This window comes from Pseudomonas sp. P5_109 (assembly GCF_034009455.1).
GTDB lineage: Bacteria > Pseudomonadota > Gammaproteobacteria > Pseudomonadales > Pseudomonadaceae > Aquipseudomonas.
In genome coordinates, this window is sequence record NZ_CP125380.1 from 2,947,915 (window position 1) to 2,964,553 (window position 16,639).

12 protein-coding genes are annotated in these 16,639 nt (G+C 60.4%); all 12 read left to right on the plus strand.

Going from position 1 to position 16,639, the window contains the following annotated elements:
- Positions 1-260 precede the first annotated feature (260 nt).
- The 12 genes from tssF (at position 261) to QMK54_RS13510 (ending at position 16,611) form a co-directional block, all read left to right on the plus strand.
- On the plus strand, positions 261-2,048 hold the full coding sequence (tssF, locus tag QMK54_RS13455; RefSeq protein ID WP_320402708.1) for a type VI secretion system baseplate subunit TssF: 1,788 nt from the start codon (positions 261-263) through the stop codon (positions 2,046-2,048).
- Complete coding sequence (gene tssG, locus QMK54_RS13460; RefSeq protein WP_320402709.1) at positions 2,012-3,019, plus strand: type VI secretion system baseplate subunit TssG; 1,008 nt, start codon at positions 2,012-2,014, stop codon at positions 3,017-3,019. Before tssF ends, tssG begins: the two co-directional genes overlap by 37 nt.
- A gap of 13 nt (positions 3,020-3,032) precedes the next feature.
- A complete protein-coding gene (gene tssH, locus QMK54_RS13465; RefSeq protein WP_320402710.1) occupies positions 3,033-5,642 on the plus strand; it encodes a type VI secretion system ATPase TssH in 2,610 nt (869 codons plus the stop codon).
- A 10-nt stretch (positions 5,643-5,652) separates the two neighbouring features.
- Positions 5,653-7,176 (plus strand): sigma-54 interaction domain-containing protein, encoded by a 1,524-nt coding sequence (locus QMK54_RS13470; protein ID WP_320402910.1) that lies wholly within the window; start codon positions 5,653-5,655, stop codon positions 7,174-7,176.
- Positions 7,177-7,257: 81 nt separating this feature from the next.
- Entirely contained in the window at positions 7,258-7,398 is a 141-nt protein-coding gene (locus QMK54_RS13475; RefSeq protein WP_150715011.1) for a type VI secretion protein, read from the plus strand.
- A gap of 16 nt (positions 7,399-7,414) precedes the next feature.
- Positions 7,415-8,608: a type VI secretion system-associated FHA domain protein TagH gene (tagH, locus tag QMK54_RS13480; RefSeq protein ID WP_320402711.1), complete on the plus strand. Its 1,194-nt coding sequence runs from the start codon at positions 7,415-7,417 to the stop codon at positions 8,606-8,608.
- Positions 8,609-8,613: 5 nt separating this feature from the next.
- Entirely contained in the window at positions 8,614-9,114 is a 501-nt protein-coding gene (gene tssJ / locus QMK54_RS13485; protein ID WP_320402712.1) for a type VI secretion system lipoprotein TssJ, read from the plus strand.
- A 2-nt stretch (positions 9,115-9,116) separates the two neighbouring features.
- Complete coding sequence (tssK, locus tag QMK54_RS13490) at positions 9,117-10,448, plus strand: type VI secretion system baseplate subunit TssK (protein WP_320402713.1); 1,332 nt, start codon at positions 9,117-9,119, stop codon at positions 10,446-10,448.
- A 5-nt stretch (positions 10,449-10,453) separates the two neighbouring features.
- Positions 10,454-11,329: a type IVB secretion system protein IcmH/DotU gene (gene icmH / locus QMK54_RS13495; protein WP_320402714.1), complete on the plus strand. Its 876-nt coding sequence runs from the start codon at positions 10,454-10,456 to the stop codon at positions 11,327-11,329.
- Between the two features lie 13 nt (positions 11,330-11,342).
- The gene (gene tssM, locus QMK54_RS13500; protein ID WP_320402715.1) at positions 11,343-14,870 is read left to right on the plus strand and encodes a type VI secretion system membrane subunit TssM; all 3,528 of its coding nucleotides are present in this window, start codon (positions 11,343-11,345) and stop codon (positions 14,868-14,870) included.
- Positions 14,870-15,598: a PP2C family serine/threonine-protein phosphatase gene (locus tag QMK54_RS13505; RefSeq protein WP_320402716.1), complete on the plus strand. Its 729-nt coding sequence runs from the start codon at positions 14,870-14,872 to the stop codon at positions 15,596-15,598. Before tssM ends, QMK54_RS13505 begins: the two co-directional genes overlap by 1 nt.
- Positions 15,595-16,611, plus strand: a complete 1,017-nt coding sequence (locus tag QMK54_RS13510) for a serine/threonine-protein kinase (RefSeq protein WP_320402717.1) — start codon at positions 15,595-15,597, stop codon at positions 16,609-16,611. Before QMK54_RS13505 ends, QMK54_RS13510 begins: the two co-directional genes overlap by 4 nt.
- Positions 16,612-16,639: the final 28 nt, after the last annotated feature.

The following is a 16,639-nucleotide window of genomic DNA, read 5'->3' on the forward strand; positions in this document are numbered from 1 at the left end:
TGGCTTTTTATTATTTTGTCAGCGCTCTGAGCATTTTATTACTGCGGCGAAGTTTGCGAGCGGGCACGCCAGTATTGCTGTTGTCTATCGTGGTCTCGACTGCGCTGTATAGTTTCAATCATTGGGTGTTCAGTGAATTGTTTTAGGTTCGGCTCTGCCAGAAAACGGGTTTTTATTTATTCCTTGTCGCAATGGAAAGGGCAGTGGATGAGCGCGTTTATTTGTAATTCGCCAACTACTCATCTGGAAAACTGAACAATATGTCCTTTAACCACTACTACCAAAGCGAACTCACCGCACTGCGCGAGTTAGGGCGCCGTTTCGCCGAACGTAGTCCGGCGTTGGCGCCCTATCTGGGGCAGGCCGGGCGGGATCCGGATGTGGAGCGGTTGCTGGAAGGCTTTGCGTTTCTGACCGGGCGTCTGCGTCAGAAGCTTGATGACGAGTTGCCCGAACTCAGCCATTCCCTGATGCAACTGCTATGGCCGAACTACATGCGGCCGCTGCCGGCGTTCAGCATTTTGCAGTTCGATCCGCTCAAGCGTTCGGGGCCGGCGCTGGTGGTCGAGCGTGATACGCCGGTGGAAAGCGAGCCGGTCGAAGACGTGCCTTGCCGCTTTCGCACCTGCTATGCGACCGACGTCTTGCCGCTGCATCTGGCCGCGCTGAATTACTCTGTGAAGGGCGATGGCTCGCTGCTCAGCCTGCGCCTGGAAATGAGTGCCGATGGCCACCTCGGTGAGCTGGAACTGAGCACGCTGCGCCTGCACTTCGCCGGTGAGCGCTATATCAGCCAGATGCTTTACCTGAGCCTGCTGAGCAACCTTGAAGGCATCGAGTTGATCCCGCTCGACGGTGCCGGCGAGCCGATAGATGGCGTCAGCGGCAAGCCGATGGCGTTCAAGATTCCGGGTGATAGGGTCAAACCGGTGGGCTTTGCCGAAGAAGAAGCGTTGATCCCGTATCCGCTGAACACCTTCCGTGGTTATCGCTACCTGCAGGAATACTTCGCCTTCCAGGACAAGTTCCTGTTCGTCGACGTCAACGGTCTGGACATTCTCAAGGCACTGCCGCAAGACACGCTCAAGCTGATGCGCGGTCTGGAGTTACGCTTCGACATTCGCAAGAGCGGCATCATGCGCATGCGTCCGACGCTGGAAAACGTGAAGCTGTACTGCACGCCGATCGTGAACCTGTTCAAGCACGACGCACTGCCAATCCGCCTCGACGGAAAGCAGGACGAATACCTACTGCTGCCAGCGCAATTCGATCTGGGAAATTGCGGCGTGTTCTCGGTGGAATCCGTAACCGGCTGGAAGCTCGGCGGCGTCAGTTATCAGAAGTACGTGCCATTCGAATCCTTCGAGCACGATCCCAGTTTCGACGTGCCCAACAGCCGCCCGCATTACAGCATCCGTCAGCGTTCCTCGATGCTGCACGACGGCCTCGACACTTACCTGAGTTTCGGCATCCGCCACACCGAAGCCAATGAAACCCTGTCGATCGAGCTGATGTGCACCAACCAGAACCTGCCACTCAAGCTCAAGCTCGGCGAAATCAACCAGGCGTGCGAAGAGACCCCGGAGTTTCTCAGCTTTCGCAATATCACCCCGGCCACGTCGAGTTATGCACCACCGCTGACCCACGATTTTCTGTGGAAGCTGATCAGCAATATGTCGCTCAACTACCTGTCACTGGCTGACGTCAACGCATTGAAGGTGATTCTCGAAACCTACGACCTGCCGCGTTACTACGACCAGCAGGCCGAAAAGGTCAGCAAGCGCCTGCTCGGTGGACTCAAGTCCATCAAGCATCAGCATGTCGACCGCCTGCATCACGGGTTGCCGGTGCGTGGTTTGCGCACCGAGCTGACCATCGACCCGCAAGGCTATATCGGCGAGGGCGACCTGTTCGTGTTCGCGTCGGTTCTCAACGAGTTTTTCGCGCTTTACGCCAGTCTCAATTCGTTTCACGAGCTGCGGGTAAACAGCACACAGGGAGAGGTGTATCAATGGACACCCCGTATGGGCCTTCAGCCGCTGCTTTAAGCGCGCTGACCCGAGGTATACGCGAGTACTCGCTGTTTCAGGCTGTGCTGCTGGTGGTTGACCGGTTGCGCGAGGCGCATCCGAACCTGAGTCAGGACGATTTGTACGATCAACTGGAATTCCAGGCCAATCCGAGCCTGGGCTTTCCGGGCAGTGACGTTGATCGCGTGGAGTTTTTCCATGAGCACGGGCAAATGCGCGCGCGCCTGCGCTTCAACCTGATTGGCCTGGTGGGCTCTGGGTCGCCGCTGCCGGCGTTTTATGGCGAGCAGGCCCTGGGCGACAGCGAGGACGGCAACCCGACCCGCAACTTCCTGGATTTGTTTCACCATCGCCTGCAACGGCTGATGCTGCCGATCTGGAAGAAGTATCGCTACCGAGCCAGTTTCGAAAGCGGTGCGAACGACCCGTTTTCCGCGCAGCTGTTTGCGCTGATCGGCCTGGGCGGCGAAGAGATCCGCCGCGCCAGTGAGTTGAACTGGAAGCGCCTGCTGCCTTACCTCGGTTTGCTCAGCTTGCGGGCGCACTCGGCGGCGTTGATTGAAGCGGTGCTGCGTTACTACTTCAAACACGCCGAGTTGACCATTGAACAGTGCATCGAACGCCGCGTCGAGATCCTTGAGGAACAGCGCAACTGTCTGGGCCTGGCCAACACCGTGCTCGGCGAAAGCGTGGTGTTGGGGGAAAGCGTACGCGACCGCAGCGGCAAATTTCGTATTCACATTCGTGAGCTGGATTGGCAACGTTTTCACGAGTTTCTGCCCATCGGTTTCGGTTATCAGCCGCTGTGCGCGCTGGTGCGGTTCACCCTGCGCGACCCGCTTGATTACGACATTCGGCTGGTGCTGCGCCACGAAGAAATTCGTGAGTTGCGCATCGGCGAACAAAACGCTTGCCGGCTGGGATGGACCAGTTGGCTCGGTCGCGAACACGCAGACGGTGTCGTCACCCTGGGCAGCAAAATTCATTAAGGATGTGAGCGTCATGAGTAACGTAGATCTGCAGCAACTGATACAGGCGCTGGACGCCGAAACCCGCCGCGACCTGGAACGCTCGGCCGAGCGTTGTGTCGCACGCGGCGGCACCAGGGTCCTCGTGGAAGACTTGTTGCTCGGTTTGCTTGAGCGCCCGCAGGGCTTGCTTGCGCGTGCCTTGCAGGACGCCGAAGTCGACCCCGGTGAATTGAGCGCCGCCTTGCAGTCACGCGTCGAGCACAGCGCCTCGCGCAACCCGGTGTTTGCTCCGGAGCTGGTTCAGTGGCTGAAAGATGCACTGCTGGTGGCCAACCTTGAATTGGGCCAGACCCAGGTCGAACAGGCCGCGCTGATCCTTGCAGTATTACGTAACCCGATGCGCTACGCGGGTAGTCGCTACCAACCGTTGCTGGCCAGGCTGAATATCGAGCGGTTGAAGGCATTTGCTCTGTCCCGGCAGGAAAAAACCGACACCGCCAAAGCGGCTGCACCGGGGGAGTCGCTGCTCGAGCGCTTCACCCACAACCTGACCCAGCAGGCCCGCGACGGTAAACTCGACCCTGTGTTGTGCCGCGACGGCGCTATTCGGCAGATGGTCGATATCCTTGCTCGGCGTCGCAAGAACAATCCGATCGTGGTCGGTGAAGCCGGAGTAGGCAAAACCGCGATCGTCGAAGGCCTGGCCTCGCGCATTGCCGCCGGTGAAGTCCCGCAGGTGTTGAAGGGGGTCGAGTTGTTGTCCCTGGACATGGGCCTGTTACAGGCCGGGGCCAGCATCAAAGGCGAGTTCGAGCGCCGTCTGAAAGGCGTGATTGATGAGGTCAAGGCGTCGCCCAGGCCGATCATTCTATTTATCGACGAGGCTCACACACTGATCGGCGCGGGTGGCAACGCCGGTGGTTCCGACGCCGCCAACCTGCTCAAGCCGGCGCTGGCCCGTGGTGAGTTGCGCACCATCGCTGCCACCACCTGGGCGGAGTACAAGAAGTATTTCGAGAAAGACCCTGCATTGGCGCGGCGCTTCCAGCCGGTGCAATTGCATGAGCCCACCGTCAATGAAGCGGTGACTATCCTGCGCGGCCTGGCGCAGGTCTATGAAAAAAGCCACGGCATTTATTTGCGTGATGACGCTGTGGTAGCGGCTGCCGAGCTATCAGCACGCTATCTGGCTGGCCGTCAGTTGCCGGACAAGGCCGTCGATGTACTTGATACCGCTTGTGCCCGCGTGCGCATCAGTCTGGCCGCCGCCCCGGAAAGTCTTGAGCGCCTGCGTGGCGAACTGGCTGAAGGTGGCCGTCAACGCCAGGCATTGCGCCGTGATGCCGAAGCCGGTTTGCCGGTCGATCACGAAGCATTGACGGCGCTGGAGGTGCGCCTGGAGGAAGCCGAAGCGCAAAGGGCAGCTCTGGAGATCCTCTGGACTGAACAGAAAACTCTGGCCGAACGCCTACTCGAGCTTCGCCAGCAACTGGCGCAAGCGCGGGAATCCGCTGCGCAGGTCGAAGACGCGGCAGCAAAAACCGAGACTGACACGGTAGGGTCACTGGAAACCGACCTGCACGACACCCACACCGCCCTGACAGCAATGCAAGTGAAAGAACGGCTGGTGAGTTTCGAGGTGTGCCCACGGCTGGTGGCCGAAGTCATCAGCGCCTGGACCGGCGTGCCTTTGGCGCAACTGGCCCGCGAGCACAACGCCAAGGTCGCCAGTTTCGCCAGCGATCTGCGCCTGCGCATTCGTGGTCAGGAGCAGGCGGTACACGCCCTGGACCGCTCAATGCGCGCCACTGCCGCTGGCCTGAACAAATCGGATGCGCCGGTGGGTGTGTTCCTGCTGGTCGGCCCCAGTGGTGTCGGCAAGACCGAAACGGCCCTGGCACTTGCCGATTTGCTGTACGGCGGTGATCGCTTTATCACCACCATCAACATGTCGGAATTCCAGGAGAAACACACCGTGTCGCGCCTGATCGGCGCGCCACCGGGCTACGTTGGGTATGGCGAGGGCGGCATGCTCACCGAATCGGTGCGGCAGAAACCTTATTCCGTAGTGTTACTCGATGAAGTCGAAAAGGCCGACCCGGACGTACTCAACCTGTTCTATCAGATTTTCGACAAAGGCGTGGCCAATGACGGCGAAGGGCGCGAAATCGATTTTCGCAACACCCTGATCCTGATGACGTCCAACCTGGGTAGCGACCGCATCAGTGCCCTGTGTGAAAACGGTGAGCGGCCAAGCGCCGAAGTGCTCGAAGAAACCATCCGCCCGGTGCTCAGCAAGCACTTCAAACCGGCATTGCTGGCGCGTATGCGCGTAGTCCCGTTTTACCCGGTCGCAGGTCCGGTACTGCGCGAGCTGATCGAAATCAAACTCGGTCGTCTTGGCGAACGCCTGAGCCGTCGCGAGTTGGACTTCACCTACTGCCAGAGTCTCGTCGACCACTTGGCGCACCGCTGTACCCAGAGCGACAGCGGTGCGCGGTTAATCGACCACCTGCTCGACCTTCATGTCCTGCCCCTGGTCGCTGACCGCTTGCTGGATGCGATGGCAACGGGCGAAAGCCTCAAACGTGTCCATGCCACGCTAGCCGGCGATGCCAGTGTCACCTGCGAATTCACATGAGGAGGGCATGATGTTTACTCACGTGCCCCAACCGCTGGTCTATGCCGAAGGGCTGCTGGCGCAGTTCACCAGTCTGTCGCGGGCAACGGACGGCGCGGCGCTGCTGGGCGCCTTCGCGCGCGGCTTGACCGAGCTCAGTGGCTGCGAACTGGCGCAGGTTTATCTGTTGGATGCAACCCACACCAGCCTGGAGATGAACGCAGAGTGCCTGGACGGCAATCTGCAACCCCGTGAAGCGCAAAGCCTGCCAGCGGATTACAACGCCGAGCAACTGCTGCAATTCGCACTGTGTCAGAACCGTGTGATATGCCTCACTGGGTTGAGCGGTAGCCTGCACTCGACCAGCTTTCTGCCCAGTCAGGCCAAACCATGGGAATCGCTGCTGTGCGTACCCTTGGTCAACCAGCACAAGGCCCTGGAAGGGGTGCTTTTGTGCGCCAGCTACCAACACCTCGACCTGCAAGGATTTGCCAACTCATTCCGCCAGCTTGGTTCGTTTGTCGTCGACCAACTGCATCTGCTTCAGCGGCTACACCGGCCGAGCACTGAGCTGTCAGCGCTGCCGGTCTGTGCGCCCAGCGCCAGTGGCTATGGCCTGATTGGCAGCAGCTCGGCCATGCACCGAGTCTATTCGCTAATCGGCAAAGTGTTGCACAGCCCCTGTACCGTGTTGCTGCGTGGAGAGACCGGCACCGGCAAAGAACTGGTAGCCCGAGCCATTCATGATTGCGGCCCGCGTCGCTCCAAAAGCTTCATCGTGCAGAACTGCGCGGCGCTGCCGGAAAACCTGCTGGAAAGCGAGCTGTTTGGCTATCGCAAAGGCGCTTTTACCGGGGCCCACCGCGACCGCGTCGGACTGTTCGATGCGGCCAACGGCGGCACGCTGCTGCTTGACGAAGTGGGCGATATGCCGCTGTCGTTGCAAGCCAAGCTGTTGCGGGTACTACAGGAGGGCGAGGTTCGCCCGCTGGGCTCCAATGACACCCACAAAGTCGATGTGCGCATTATCGCCGCGACGCATCGGGATCTGTTGGCTCTGGTCAGCGCTGGGCAGTTTCGTGAAGACCTGTATTACCGACTGGTGCATTTCCCCATCGAGTTGCCGGCCCTGCGCGAGCGCGCAGAGGACATCCTGGTACTGGCACGCCACTTTGCCGACAGGGCGTGCGTTTTTTTGCAGCGCGATGCAGTGAGTTGGTCCGACGATGCCCTTGATCGTTTGGCCAGCTACGCCTTTCCCGGCAACGTGCGCGAGCTCAAGGGCCTGGTCGAACGGGCGCTGTTGCTGTGCGAGGGCGACGAATTGCTGGTTGAGCATTTCTCCTTGCATATCGACACCATGCCTCAAGGCAGCAGCCTGAACCTGCGCGAACGGCTTGATCAGATCGAGCGAAGTCTGATGCTCGATTGTCTGCGCAAGAACGACGGTAATCGGACCAACGCCGCCCGTGAGCTCGGCCTGCCGCGTCGTACCTTTCTCTACCGCCTCGATCGCCTGAACATCAACGTGTGGAGGGCCGATGACCAAGCCTGAGTTGCTCGATTCCAACGCATTTTTCGTTAACCGTGCCAGCCACAAGGTCGGTGCCCTTTGCTGCTCTCTGGAGACCCTCTGATGTCTGTTCGTCACTGGCAAGCCGTGCTGCTGACCCTCGCTGTTGTATGTGGCCTTGGTGGCTGCGGCGGCAATTACAAATTCAACGACGCTGCCTACCGCCCCCTGGGTGATCCGCAGGCGATCAATCGCGGCAATTGAGCGAAGGAGTATCACCATGGAACTGGTTTTCGAAATGCTCAACACCAGGCAGTTCGTGCCCACCGAGCTGTGCCAGAAGACCTTCAAGCAGACCGGTGGTGTGATCGGTCGGGGTGATGACTGTGACTGGATCATCCCCGACCGCAAGCGGCACTTGTCCAGCCACCACGCGCTGGTCAGCTATCGCGATGGCGCTTTTTACCTCACCGATACCAGCAGCAACGGTATCAAGGCCAGTGACAGCGGTGCACGCCTGCGCAAAGGCGAAGCGGTGCGGATAGAGCACGGAAGCCGTTACATGCTGGGGGACTTTGAGATTCGTGCACGGTTGATCCGCGACCCGGCCATATTCGCTGTGGAACCAGTTCGTCCACAAGCTGCCGGCAGTATCATTCCCGACGACGCGTTTCTCGATCTGGACCCGCTCAAAGCGCTGGATCAGCAAGAGCGCGTGTATTCGGAAATCGAAGAGCTGCTCTCATCCAGCCACATCATTCAGGACACCCGCCAACGCGCCGATTATGCGCGTATCGATATGGAAAGCCTGATGGTGCCAGAGCTGGTGGAGGCGCCGGTAGCTGCTGAACCGGTAGCTGCGCCAGTCGTCGAGCGCCAGGCTGATGGTTTCTGGGAGCAGTTCGGGGGCGCCCTGGGCGTTGACCTCAATAAACTGGACCACGATGCCAAAGAGGCGCTGGCCCTGAATGCCGCGCGCTTGCTCAAGCAGAGCATCGGCGGCCTGCAGCAGAGCCTGCGTACCCGCAGCGAATTGAAAAACGAACTGCGCCTGGCCCAGACCCTCGTGCAAGGCACGCACAAGAACCCATTGAAGTTCGCCGCCGATGCCGGTGAAGCTCTGGACATTCTGTTGCAGCCCGACAAGCCGGGGCAGATGCCGGCCAGCCAGGCAATCTCCCGTTCCTTCCGGGACCTGCAAGCCCATCAAGTGGCATTGCTGACTGCCAGCCGCGCCACAGTTCGCGGAACCCTGGAGCATTTTTCACCGCAACAACTGACCTTGCGCTTCGAGCGCGATAACAAACCCTTGTTCGCCACCTCCGGCAGTCGCTGGAGAGCCTACGGGCGCTACCACCACGCCCTCTGCCAGGACGATGACTGGAGTGAACGCCTGCTGACCCGTGATTTCGCCCAGGCCTACGAAGAACAGATTCGCCTGATTTCCACCCTCAACGCCGACCACCAAGGATGAAGCGCATGCCCCGCCGCTCGACTGTTTTTTTCAAGACGCTGACTGCGCTGGCAGCACTGGTGCTAATAGCCGGGTGCTCGTCTTTATCGCCGTATTCGCACCTCACCAAGCTCAACCTGAAGCTGACCGCCAGCGACCAGGTGAATCCGGACCTCAATGGGCGCCCATCGCCGATTGTCGTGCGCCTGATCGAACTCAAGCATCCGGTAGCATTCGAGAACGCTGACTTTTTCAGCCTGTATGACCGCGCCAGGGAAACGCTGGCACCGGACATGGTCGCCAGCGAAGAAATGGAGCTGCGTCCAGGCGAAACCGTGGAGCTCAAACTCAGCGTGGCGCAGGGTAGTCGCTATGTGGGCGTGCTCGCCGCTTACCGCGACCTCTCGGACACCCAATGGCGCTACACCCTGCAAGTGCCTGCGCTGACGGCGACCGATGCCGACCTGACCCTGGGCCAGAACGGCCTGCGCAACACCCATGCAACCCTCGCCAAGGCGGCTGACTGACCATGAACACGCATAAAGTCATTTGGCAGGAAGGCATGTTGCTGCGCCCGCAGCACTTTCAGCATAACGATCGCTACTACGACCACCAGATGAAGACGCGCACCCAATTGCTGGGTGGCTACACCTGGGGCTTTCTCCACCTGGAAATCGACTTGCAGTTCCTCAACATGGGCAAGCTGGTAATCAGCCAGGCCTCAGGAATCCTGCCCGACGGCAGCCTGTTCGAACTGGTTGGGAACACCGAGCCGATGGTCCTTGTTGTGCCGCCGAACACCGGCCATACGCCAGTTTACCTGGCGCTGCCGCTGGTTACCGGCAACCACATCGAGGCGCGGCGCATGGAGCAATCCGACGTCTTGGCGCGCTACATCGCTTACGACGCCGGGGTGGCCGACTCTAATGCCGGCGATGATTCCGCCAGCCAGGTCACTTGTGCACGCCCGGATATCAAGCTGCTGCTGGGCGAACAACAGAGCGATCAGGCCTATGTGAAGTTGAAAGTCTGTGAAGTGCTCGACACCACGCCCGACGGTGTGATCACCCTCGATCCAGACTATGTGCCGACCTATATCCAGACCCATGCTTCCAGCTACCTGCTGTCGTGCCTCAAAGAGGTGATCAGCATGCTCGGTCACCGCGGGGACACCATTGCTGAGCGGATTCGCTCCAACGGCAAGGTCGGCGGTGCGGAGGTCGGCGACTTCATGATGCTGCAGCTGATCAACCGCACAGAACTGCTGCTGCGCCACTACCTGGGCCTTGAGCAGGTCCACCCGGAGGAGCTGTACCGCACGTTATTGACCATGCTCGGTGACCTGGCAACCTTTTCCAGCGACACCAAGCGCCCGCGTCTGGACAGCCGCTACCAACACAGTGACCAGGGTGCGAGCTTTCGCAAACTGATGGAAGCCATTCGGCAAGTGCTGTCGATGGTGCTGGAGCAGCATGCGATCGAGCTGGTCCTGCAGGCGCGACAGTATGGAATCACCGTATCGCCGTTGCTCGACCACAAGCTGCTGGGCTCGGCCTCGTTCGTGCTGGCCGCCAGTGCCCACTGCGACTCCGAAGAGCTGCGCCAGCGCTTGCCGTCGCACCTGAAGGTCGGTCCGGTCGAGCGCATCCGCCAGTTGGTCAACCTGCATTTGCCCGGCATCAAAGTCAAACCCTTGCCGGTGGCGCCGCGGCAGATCGCGTTTCACTCCAACAAAACCTATTTCATTCTCGAACTCAGTTCAGAGGACCTGGCGCAACTGGAGCGTTCCGGCGGCTTCGCGTTCCACGTCTCCGGCGAGTTCGCCGAGCTTGAGCTGAATTTCTGGGCCATCAGGAACTGACCGACATGATCAAGGACAGAGAACACCCTCAGGACGATAAAACCATCCTGCTCGACCGTCAGGGCCATGGCCCGGATTCGCAACCACTGACGGACTTTGCGGCGCCGCCGCGTTTCGAGGAACTGGCAGAACGCATGATTTATGCCGCGCGCCTGCGCCCGGCCGAAGCGTTTAACGTCAGCCTCAATTCATTGGTGGCCGCCGCCTGTGAATTGCTCTCGGAAGTGGTGCGGCTCAAGCACGGCGAAACCCGCGAAGACCTGCGCGCGCTTAACGAACGGCTGACTCGCGGGTTGAAGCTCTTCGACGTGCGCGCTTTGAACGATGGCGTCGAAAGCAGCCAGGTCATGGGGGCGCACTACGTGTTGTGCACGGTGATCGACGAAGCCGTGGTCACCACACCGTGGGGCAATGAGAGCGAGTGGTCGCAGATGAGCCTGCTTAGCAGCTTCCACAACGAAACCTTTGGCGGTGAAAAGTTCTTTCAACTACTTGATCACCAGTCGAAAAGCCCGATCAAGAATTTGCCCATGCTCGAGTTGATGTACCTGTGCCTGGCCCTGGGTTTCGAGGGCAAGTACCGGGTGCAAGCGCGCGGGATGCTGGAGCTGGAAGGCATCCGCGATGCCTTGTACAGGCAGATCCGGCAATTGCGCGGTGATGTGCCACGGGAGCTATCGCCCCACTGGGAAGGCTTGAAGGATCAGCGGCGCAATCTGGTGCGCATCGTACCGACATGGATGGTGGTGCTGTTTACCGTGGTCTGCCTGGTGGTGATGTACTCCGGGTTTGCCTGGGTACTGAGCGAGCAACGCGACACCGTGCTGCAACCTTATCAGCCGATTGACCCCATCGCGGCCGTGCCGCAGTCGCAGCCGTAAACAGGGACGCGTGATGAAAAAGCTTTTCAAGAAAGTCGGCGCATTCTTGCGCAAGACCTGGGTCTGGACCTTGCTGATTGTATTATCTGTAGCGCTGCTGGTGTGGTTTGCCGGCCCGTTGCTGGCGGTAGATGACCATAAGTTTTGGGAAGGCGCGAGCGCGCGTTTACTGACCATCTGCGTGCTGTTCCTGAGCTGGGGCCTGAGCATGGTCTTTGTCGGCTGGCGCGCCGGTGTGCGTAAAAAAACCGTCGAGGACAGTGAAGGCGGCCAGGACCGTATCCGCCGGGAAGAACAGATGGACGAGGAACAAAAGGAGTTGAAGGCGCGTTTCAACGATGCCCTGAAAACCCTGAAGACCTCGAGCCTCTACCGTGGCCGCAGCGAGCGCTGGCGCAGCGATTTGCCCTGGTACTTGCTGATCGGGCCGGAGGGCAGCGGCAAGACCAGCCTGCTGGACTTCTCCGGGCTGGAGTTTCCGATCAACAAGTTCGAGCGCAAACTCACCCGCGACACCCGTGGTACCCGGCATTGCGACTGGTACTTCGCCGACCATGGCGTGCTGATCGACACCGCCGGCCGCTACCTGAGCCAGCCCGACCACGAAGTCGACGGCAGAGCCTGGAATACCCTGCTGGACTTGCTGGGTAAACGCCGCCGCAATCGTCCCCTCAATGGTGTGCTGGTGACCATTTCCGTGGAAGCGCTCCTGAGCGGCAACGAGCCGGCCCTTAAGGAGATCGCCGAACATGTCCGTGAGCGCCTGCAGAGCGTGTACCAGAAGCTGCATGTGGATGTGCCGGTTTACCTGGTACTGAGCAAGGCTGATCGCTTACTGGGTTTTGATGAGTTTTTCGACCAGATGAGCCGCGAAGAAAGCGATCAGGTTTTGGGTAGCACCTTTCGCAAAGAGCAGAGCGGCACTGACGTGGCCGTACTGCGCGCCGAGTTCGAAGCGCTGCTGCATCGCCTTAACAGTCAAGTGATCATGCGAATGCACCAGGAGCGCGACATGCAGCGCCGCGGTCGTATCCTCGATTTCCCCCACCAATTGGGGCAAATCGGTGAGCACCTGTGCCTGTTCGTTGAGTTGGCATTCTCCGGCAATCGTTACCAGCGGGTCAGTCAGTTGCGTGGCTTCTACCTGACCAACGCACCGCACCTGACCGAAGAAATGGACGCCACCGCCGCCGGCATCGGCGCCAACCTCGGTATGAAAGCCGCTGTGTTGCCGACCCTGCGTAGCGGCCGTTCGCGCTTTATTCATCATATGCTCAGCCGGGTTATTTTCCCCGAGGCTGATCTGGCGGGCCTGGACCAGCGTGAACGCAGGCGCATTCACTGGGGCCAACGTACCTTGTACGTGGGCGCGCTGGCCGCATTGGCACTGTTCGGCCTGCTCTGGGCCGGCGGTTTCTCCGCCAACTACGAGCGGCTGGAAAAGCTGCGCAGCCTGGCGCAAAGCTGGACGCAACATCGCTCGACCCTGGCTGCGCGCGACGATTCAATGGCAACACTCAAGACCCTCGACAGCAGCTATGCCGCGACCCAGGTCTTTGCGAAAAAGGGCGATGTGGGTTATCAGGAGCGAGGTGGCCTGTACCAGGGCGAAACCGTCAACCCGGTGGTCAAGGACGCCTATGAGGGCGAATTGCAAGTGCAACTCTTGCCACGGGTGGCGTTGCTGTTGGAAGGGCAGATTCGCGCCAACATGAAGGACCGCGATCGCCTGCTCAATAGCCTGCGTGCGTACCTGATGCTGAGCATGAGCGACCGCCGTGATGCACCGTGGCTCAAGGAATGGGTCGCAACCGAGTGGTCTCAGCGCTACATCGGCAACACAGCGGTGCAGAATGACTTGAACGCGCACTTCGAGCGCTTGCTTGAATTGCCGTTTACCTATCCGGTCAACGACCAGTTGGTAGCCCAGGCTCGCCAGGTGCTGCGCAACGAGTCGCTGGCTACTGTGGTCTATCGCATGCTGCGTGAGCAGGCGCGCAATCTGCCCGAGTATCGCTTGAGCCAACATCTGGGGCTGCAAGCCGCGCTGTTTGCAGGCACCGGTTATGTGATTCCGGGTTTCTACACCCAGCAGGGTTATCAGCAGTATTTCTCGGTGCAAGGCTCCGTGCTGGTCACCGCAATACTGCGGGACAACTGGGTGTTGGGCGAAAGCTCGGGCCTTAGCACCATGGACTTGCGCCGCTTGATGGTGGAACTGGAGCAACTGTACTTCCGCGACTACGCCAACTATTGGAGCGAGGCGGTTGGCAGCGTGGCATTGCCGGCGGTCAACGATTTCGGTGAAGGCGCCGAACAGCTGGCGGGCTTGACATCGGCCAACTCGCCGATCCTCCAATTGTTGGTTGAAGTACGTGAACACACGCGTTTTCCGGCAGTCGCCGACGACGCGGCCGATGCGGCAGACACCGTCGGCAAGCTGGCGGAGAAGGGCGGCAAGACCGGTAAGCTGGGGGCCGCGTTAGCTGACAAAACCGCCGGTGCCTTGACGAAAAAACTGCCGGACACGGCGAAGAAATCACTGCAACGGCGCTTCGAGCCTTTACATCGATTACTCGATGACAGCAACGGCCCGGCGGCTGACCTGACCCCGGCGCTGAATGCTCTCAACGAGCTGCAACTGCAAATGGCCAGCCTCGCACGCGCCAGCGCGCCGGAGCAGGCGGCGTTTGAAATGGCCAGGACTCGCATGGGCGGACAGCGTGATGCGCTGAGTAACCTGCGTAACGCATCAGGACGGTTGCCGCGGCCAGTGAGCCTGTGGTTCAGCGGCTTGGCGGAAAACAGCTGGCATCTGGTGCTGGGCGATGCCTATCGGTATCTAAACCTGCGCTATCAAAGCGAGCTCTACAGTTTTTATGGTAAGGCGATAAGCCAGCGTTACCCGTTCAACGCCCACAGCTCCAGCGATGTGGCAATCAGCGACTTCCGCGAGTTCTTCAAGGCCCAGGGCATTGCTGAGCGCTTTTTCGACAGCTACATGCGTCCGTTCGTCAGCGGCGAGCCGGGTAACTACCGCATGCGCAGTATTGACGGCCACAGCTTGCCGGTCTCCCGGGTATACCTGGAACAAATGGCTGCCGCCCAGGTCATCCGGCAGAGCTTCTTTGCCGATAACCCGGCGGAACCGCAGGTACAGTTCAAACTCGAGCCGTACACGCTGGACCCGGTGGTCAGCCGTTCCGAGTTCAAGTTCGGCGACAAGACCATCGAGTACCGCCACGGTCCGATTGTGCCGATGTCGTTCAAATGGCCGACCGACGCTGAGGGCGGTCGTACCAGCCTGGTGCTCGACAAGATTGTCGGTCGTCCGATTGGTATCGAGAAAAACACCGGACCCTGGTCACTATTCCGCCTGTTTGACCTGATGCAGACCGAATACCTTACCGGGCGCGACGTGTTGGTGCTAAAGGCCGATATAGGCGGCCTGCGCGCCAACTATCTGCTGATCAGCCAGCGCACGCCGAACCCGTTCGACATGGGCGTGTTGCGTACCTTCCGCATGCCGGTGCAGCTCTGATGCAGCTAGCCAGTCCTTGGCGCAGCGCGGCGCGTACGGATGCCGGCAAGGTGCGGGCGCGCAACGAAGATGCCTTCCTCGACTGCCCCCAGCAGGGACTGTGGGTGGTCGCGGACGGCATGGGCGGTCACCAAGGCGGAGACATTGCCAGCCAACTGATTGTTGCCAGCCTCGCAGAGTTGCCGGTTCAGGCGGATTTTGATGCGCGCATCACCGACATTCGCCAGTGCCTGCACTGGCTCAACCGGCGCCTGGGCCAGGAGTTGACGGTCTCCGCCGGGCGTCAGGACAGCATCATGGGCAGCACCGTGGTGGTGCTGCTGGTGGAGGACAAGCGCGCTGCGTGCATCTGGGCCGGCGACAGCCGCTGCTACTTGTGGCGAGGCCAGCGTTTGTACCAGCTGTCCAAGGACCACTCGTATCAGCAACAGTTGATGGACGAGCAAAACTTCAGCGCCGAACAGGCCAGGACTCATCCATCCGCCCATGCGTTGACCCGGGCGGTGGGCGCGGCGGAGCAGTTGACCCTCGATGTGTTGGAACTGGAGGTGTATGCCGGTGATGTGTTTTTGCTGTGCAGCGACGGCCTGTATCAAGGGCTGACCTGCGACGCCCTGGGCAGCGCCTTGAGCCTCGTGGCGCCGCATGTCGCGTTGGACCGCCTGTTCGATGGTGCGTTGCGCGGCTCGGCACGGGATAACCTGACCGCCGTGGTGATCCGCCAGTGACCGATTTCGTACAACCTGTCGCCGACCTGTCGGTGAGCGAAGAGCAGGACAACAGCCTGACCTGCTTTGCGTTCGTCAAATCTCTGAACACAAAGCCGAAAACGGCCGTTGCCGCGTCTACATCGACCAAGGCCGGCATTGGTGCTCCGCCCGAGCTGCTGGTCGGTCGTTATCGCATCGAGCGCCTGCTGGGTGCGGGCGGCATGGGCACTGTCTACCGCGCACGGGATCTGTTGAGCGAACAGTTTGGCGATCCTGCCCCCTATATCGCGCTGAAAATCCTTAGCGAGGAATTTTCCGAGTGCCCTGACTCCAGCGCGCTGCTCTACAGCGAGTTCGCCCTGACCCGGCGTCTGCGTCACGACAACGTCCTGCGTTTGCACAGTTTTGAAGTGGACATCGAGTGCCAGCGCGCCTTCATCACCATGGAGCTCATGCGCGGGCTGACCCTGGACAAGCTGCTATGCGAACGCCCACTTGGCTTGCCCTGGAACGAGCTGCGCGAAATCGTGCTGCCGTTGCTCGATGCCCTGGCGTACACCCATGCGCGCGGCGTCATGCATGGCGACATGAAGCCCAGCAACGTGATGGTCAGCGAGGAGGGCGTGCGCTTGTTCGATTTCGGCCTCGGCCAGGCGCTGGAAGGTGAGCTGCATGGCCTGCCCCAATTGAGCCGTGATCGCTTCAACGCCTGGACACCCGGCTATGCCGCCCCGGAAATGCTCGAAGGGCGGGCGTTGGCGACCAGTGCCGACATCTACGGTGTGGCCTGCGTGATCTATGAGTTGGCGGGCGGCAAGCACCCCTTTCGCCGCCTGCCGTCGACCGAGGCCCGCGACAACCACCTGGCGAGCGAACTGCAAGCGCCCGCGCACTTACCCAAGCACTGCTGGCCTGCCTTGCGCTCCGCGCTGGCTTTCGAGGCGGTGGATCGAACGATCACCGCTGCACAACTGCGTGATGCCCTGAGCATCACACCGTCCTGGCTGCAGCGCTTGCGCGTATGGCCGTAAAGGATGACCAAGGAACAGGGAGCCGACC

Bases quoted from the DNA above. Each gene is read 5' to 3' on its own strand.
- tssF (WP_320402708.1), top strand. From the start codon at position 261: ATGTCCTTTAACCACTACTACCAAAGCGAACTCACCGCACTGCGCGAG.
- tssG (WP_320402709.1), top strand. From the start codon at position 2,012: ATGGACACCCCGTATGGGCCTTCAGCCGCTGCTTTAAGCGCGCTGACC.
- tssH (WP_320402710.1), top strand. From the start codon at position 3,033: ATGAGTAACGTAGATCTGCAGCAACTGATACAGGCGCTGGACGCCGAA.
- QMK54_RS13470 (WP_320402910.1), top strand. From the start codon at position 5,653: ATGTTTACTCACGTGCCCCAACCGCTGGTCTATGCCGAAGGGCTGCTG.
- QMK54_RS13475 (WP_150715011.1), top strand. From the start codon at position 7,258: ATGTCTGTTCGTCACTGGCAAGCCGTGCTGCTGACCCTCGCTGTTGTA.
- tagH (WP_320402711.1), top strand. From the start codon at position 7,415: ATGGAACTGGTTTTCGAAATGCTCAACACCAGGCAGTTCGTGCCCACC.
- tssJ (WP_320402712.1), top strand. From the start codon at position 8,614: ATGCCCCGCCGCTCGACTGTTTTTTTCAAGACGCTGACTGCGCTGGCA.
- tssK (WP_320402713.1), top strand. From the start codon at position 9,117: ATGAACACGCATAAAGTCATTTGGCAGGAAGGCATGTTGCTGCGCCCG.
- icmH (WP_320402714.1), top strand. From the start codon at position 10,454: ATGATCAAGGACAGAGAACACCCTCAGGACGATAAAACCATCCTGCTC.
- tssM (WP_320402715.1), top strand. From the start codon at position 11,343: ATGAAAAAGCTTTTCAAGAAAGTCGGCGCATTCTTGCGCAAGACCTGG.
- QMK54_RS13505 (WP_320402716.1), top strand. From the start codon at position 14,870: ATGCAGCTAGCCAGTCCTTGGCGCAGCGCGGCGCGTACGGATGCCGGC.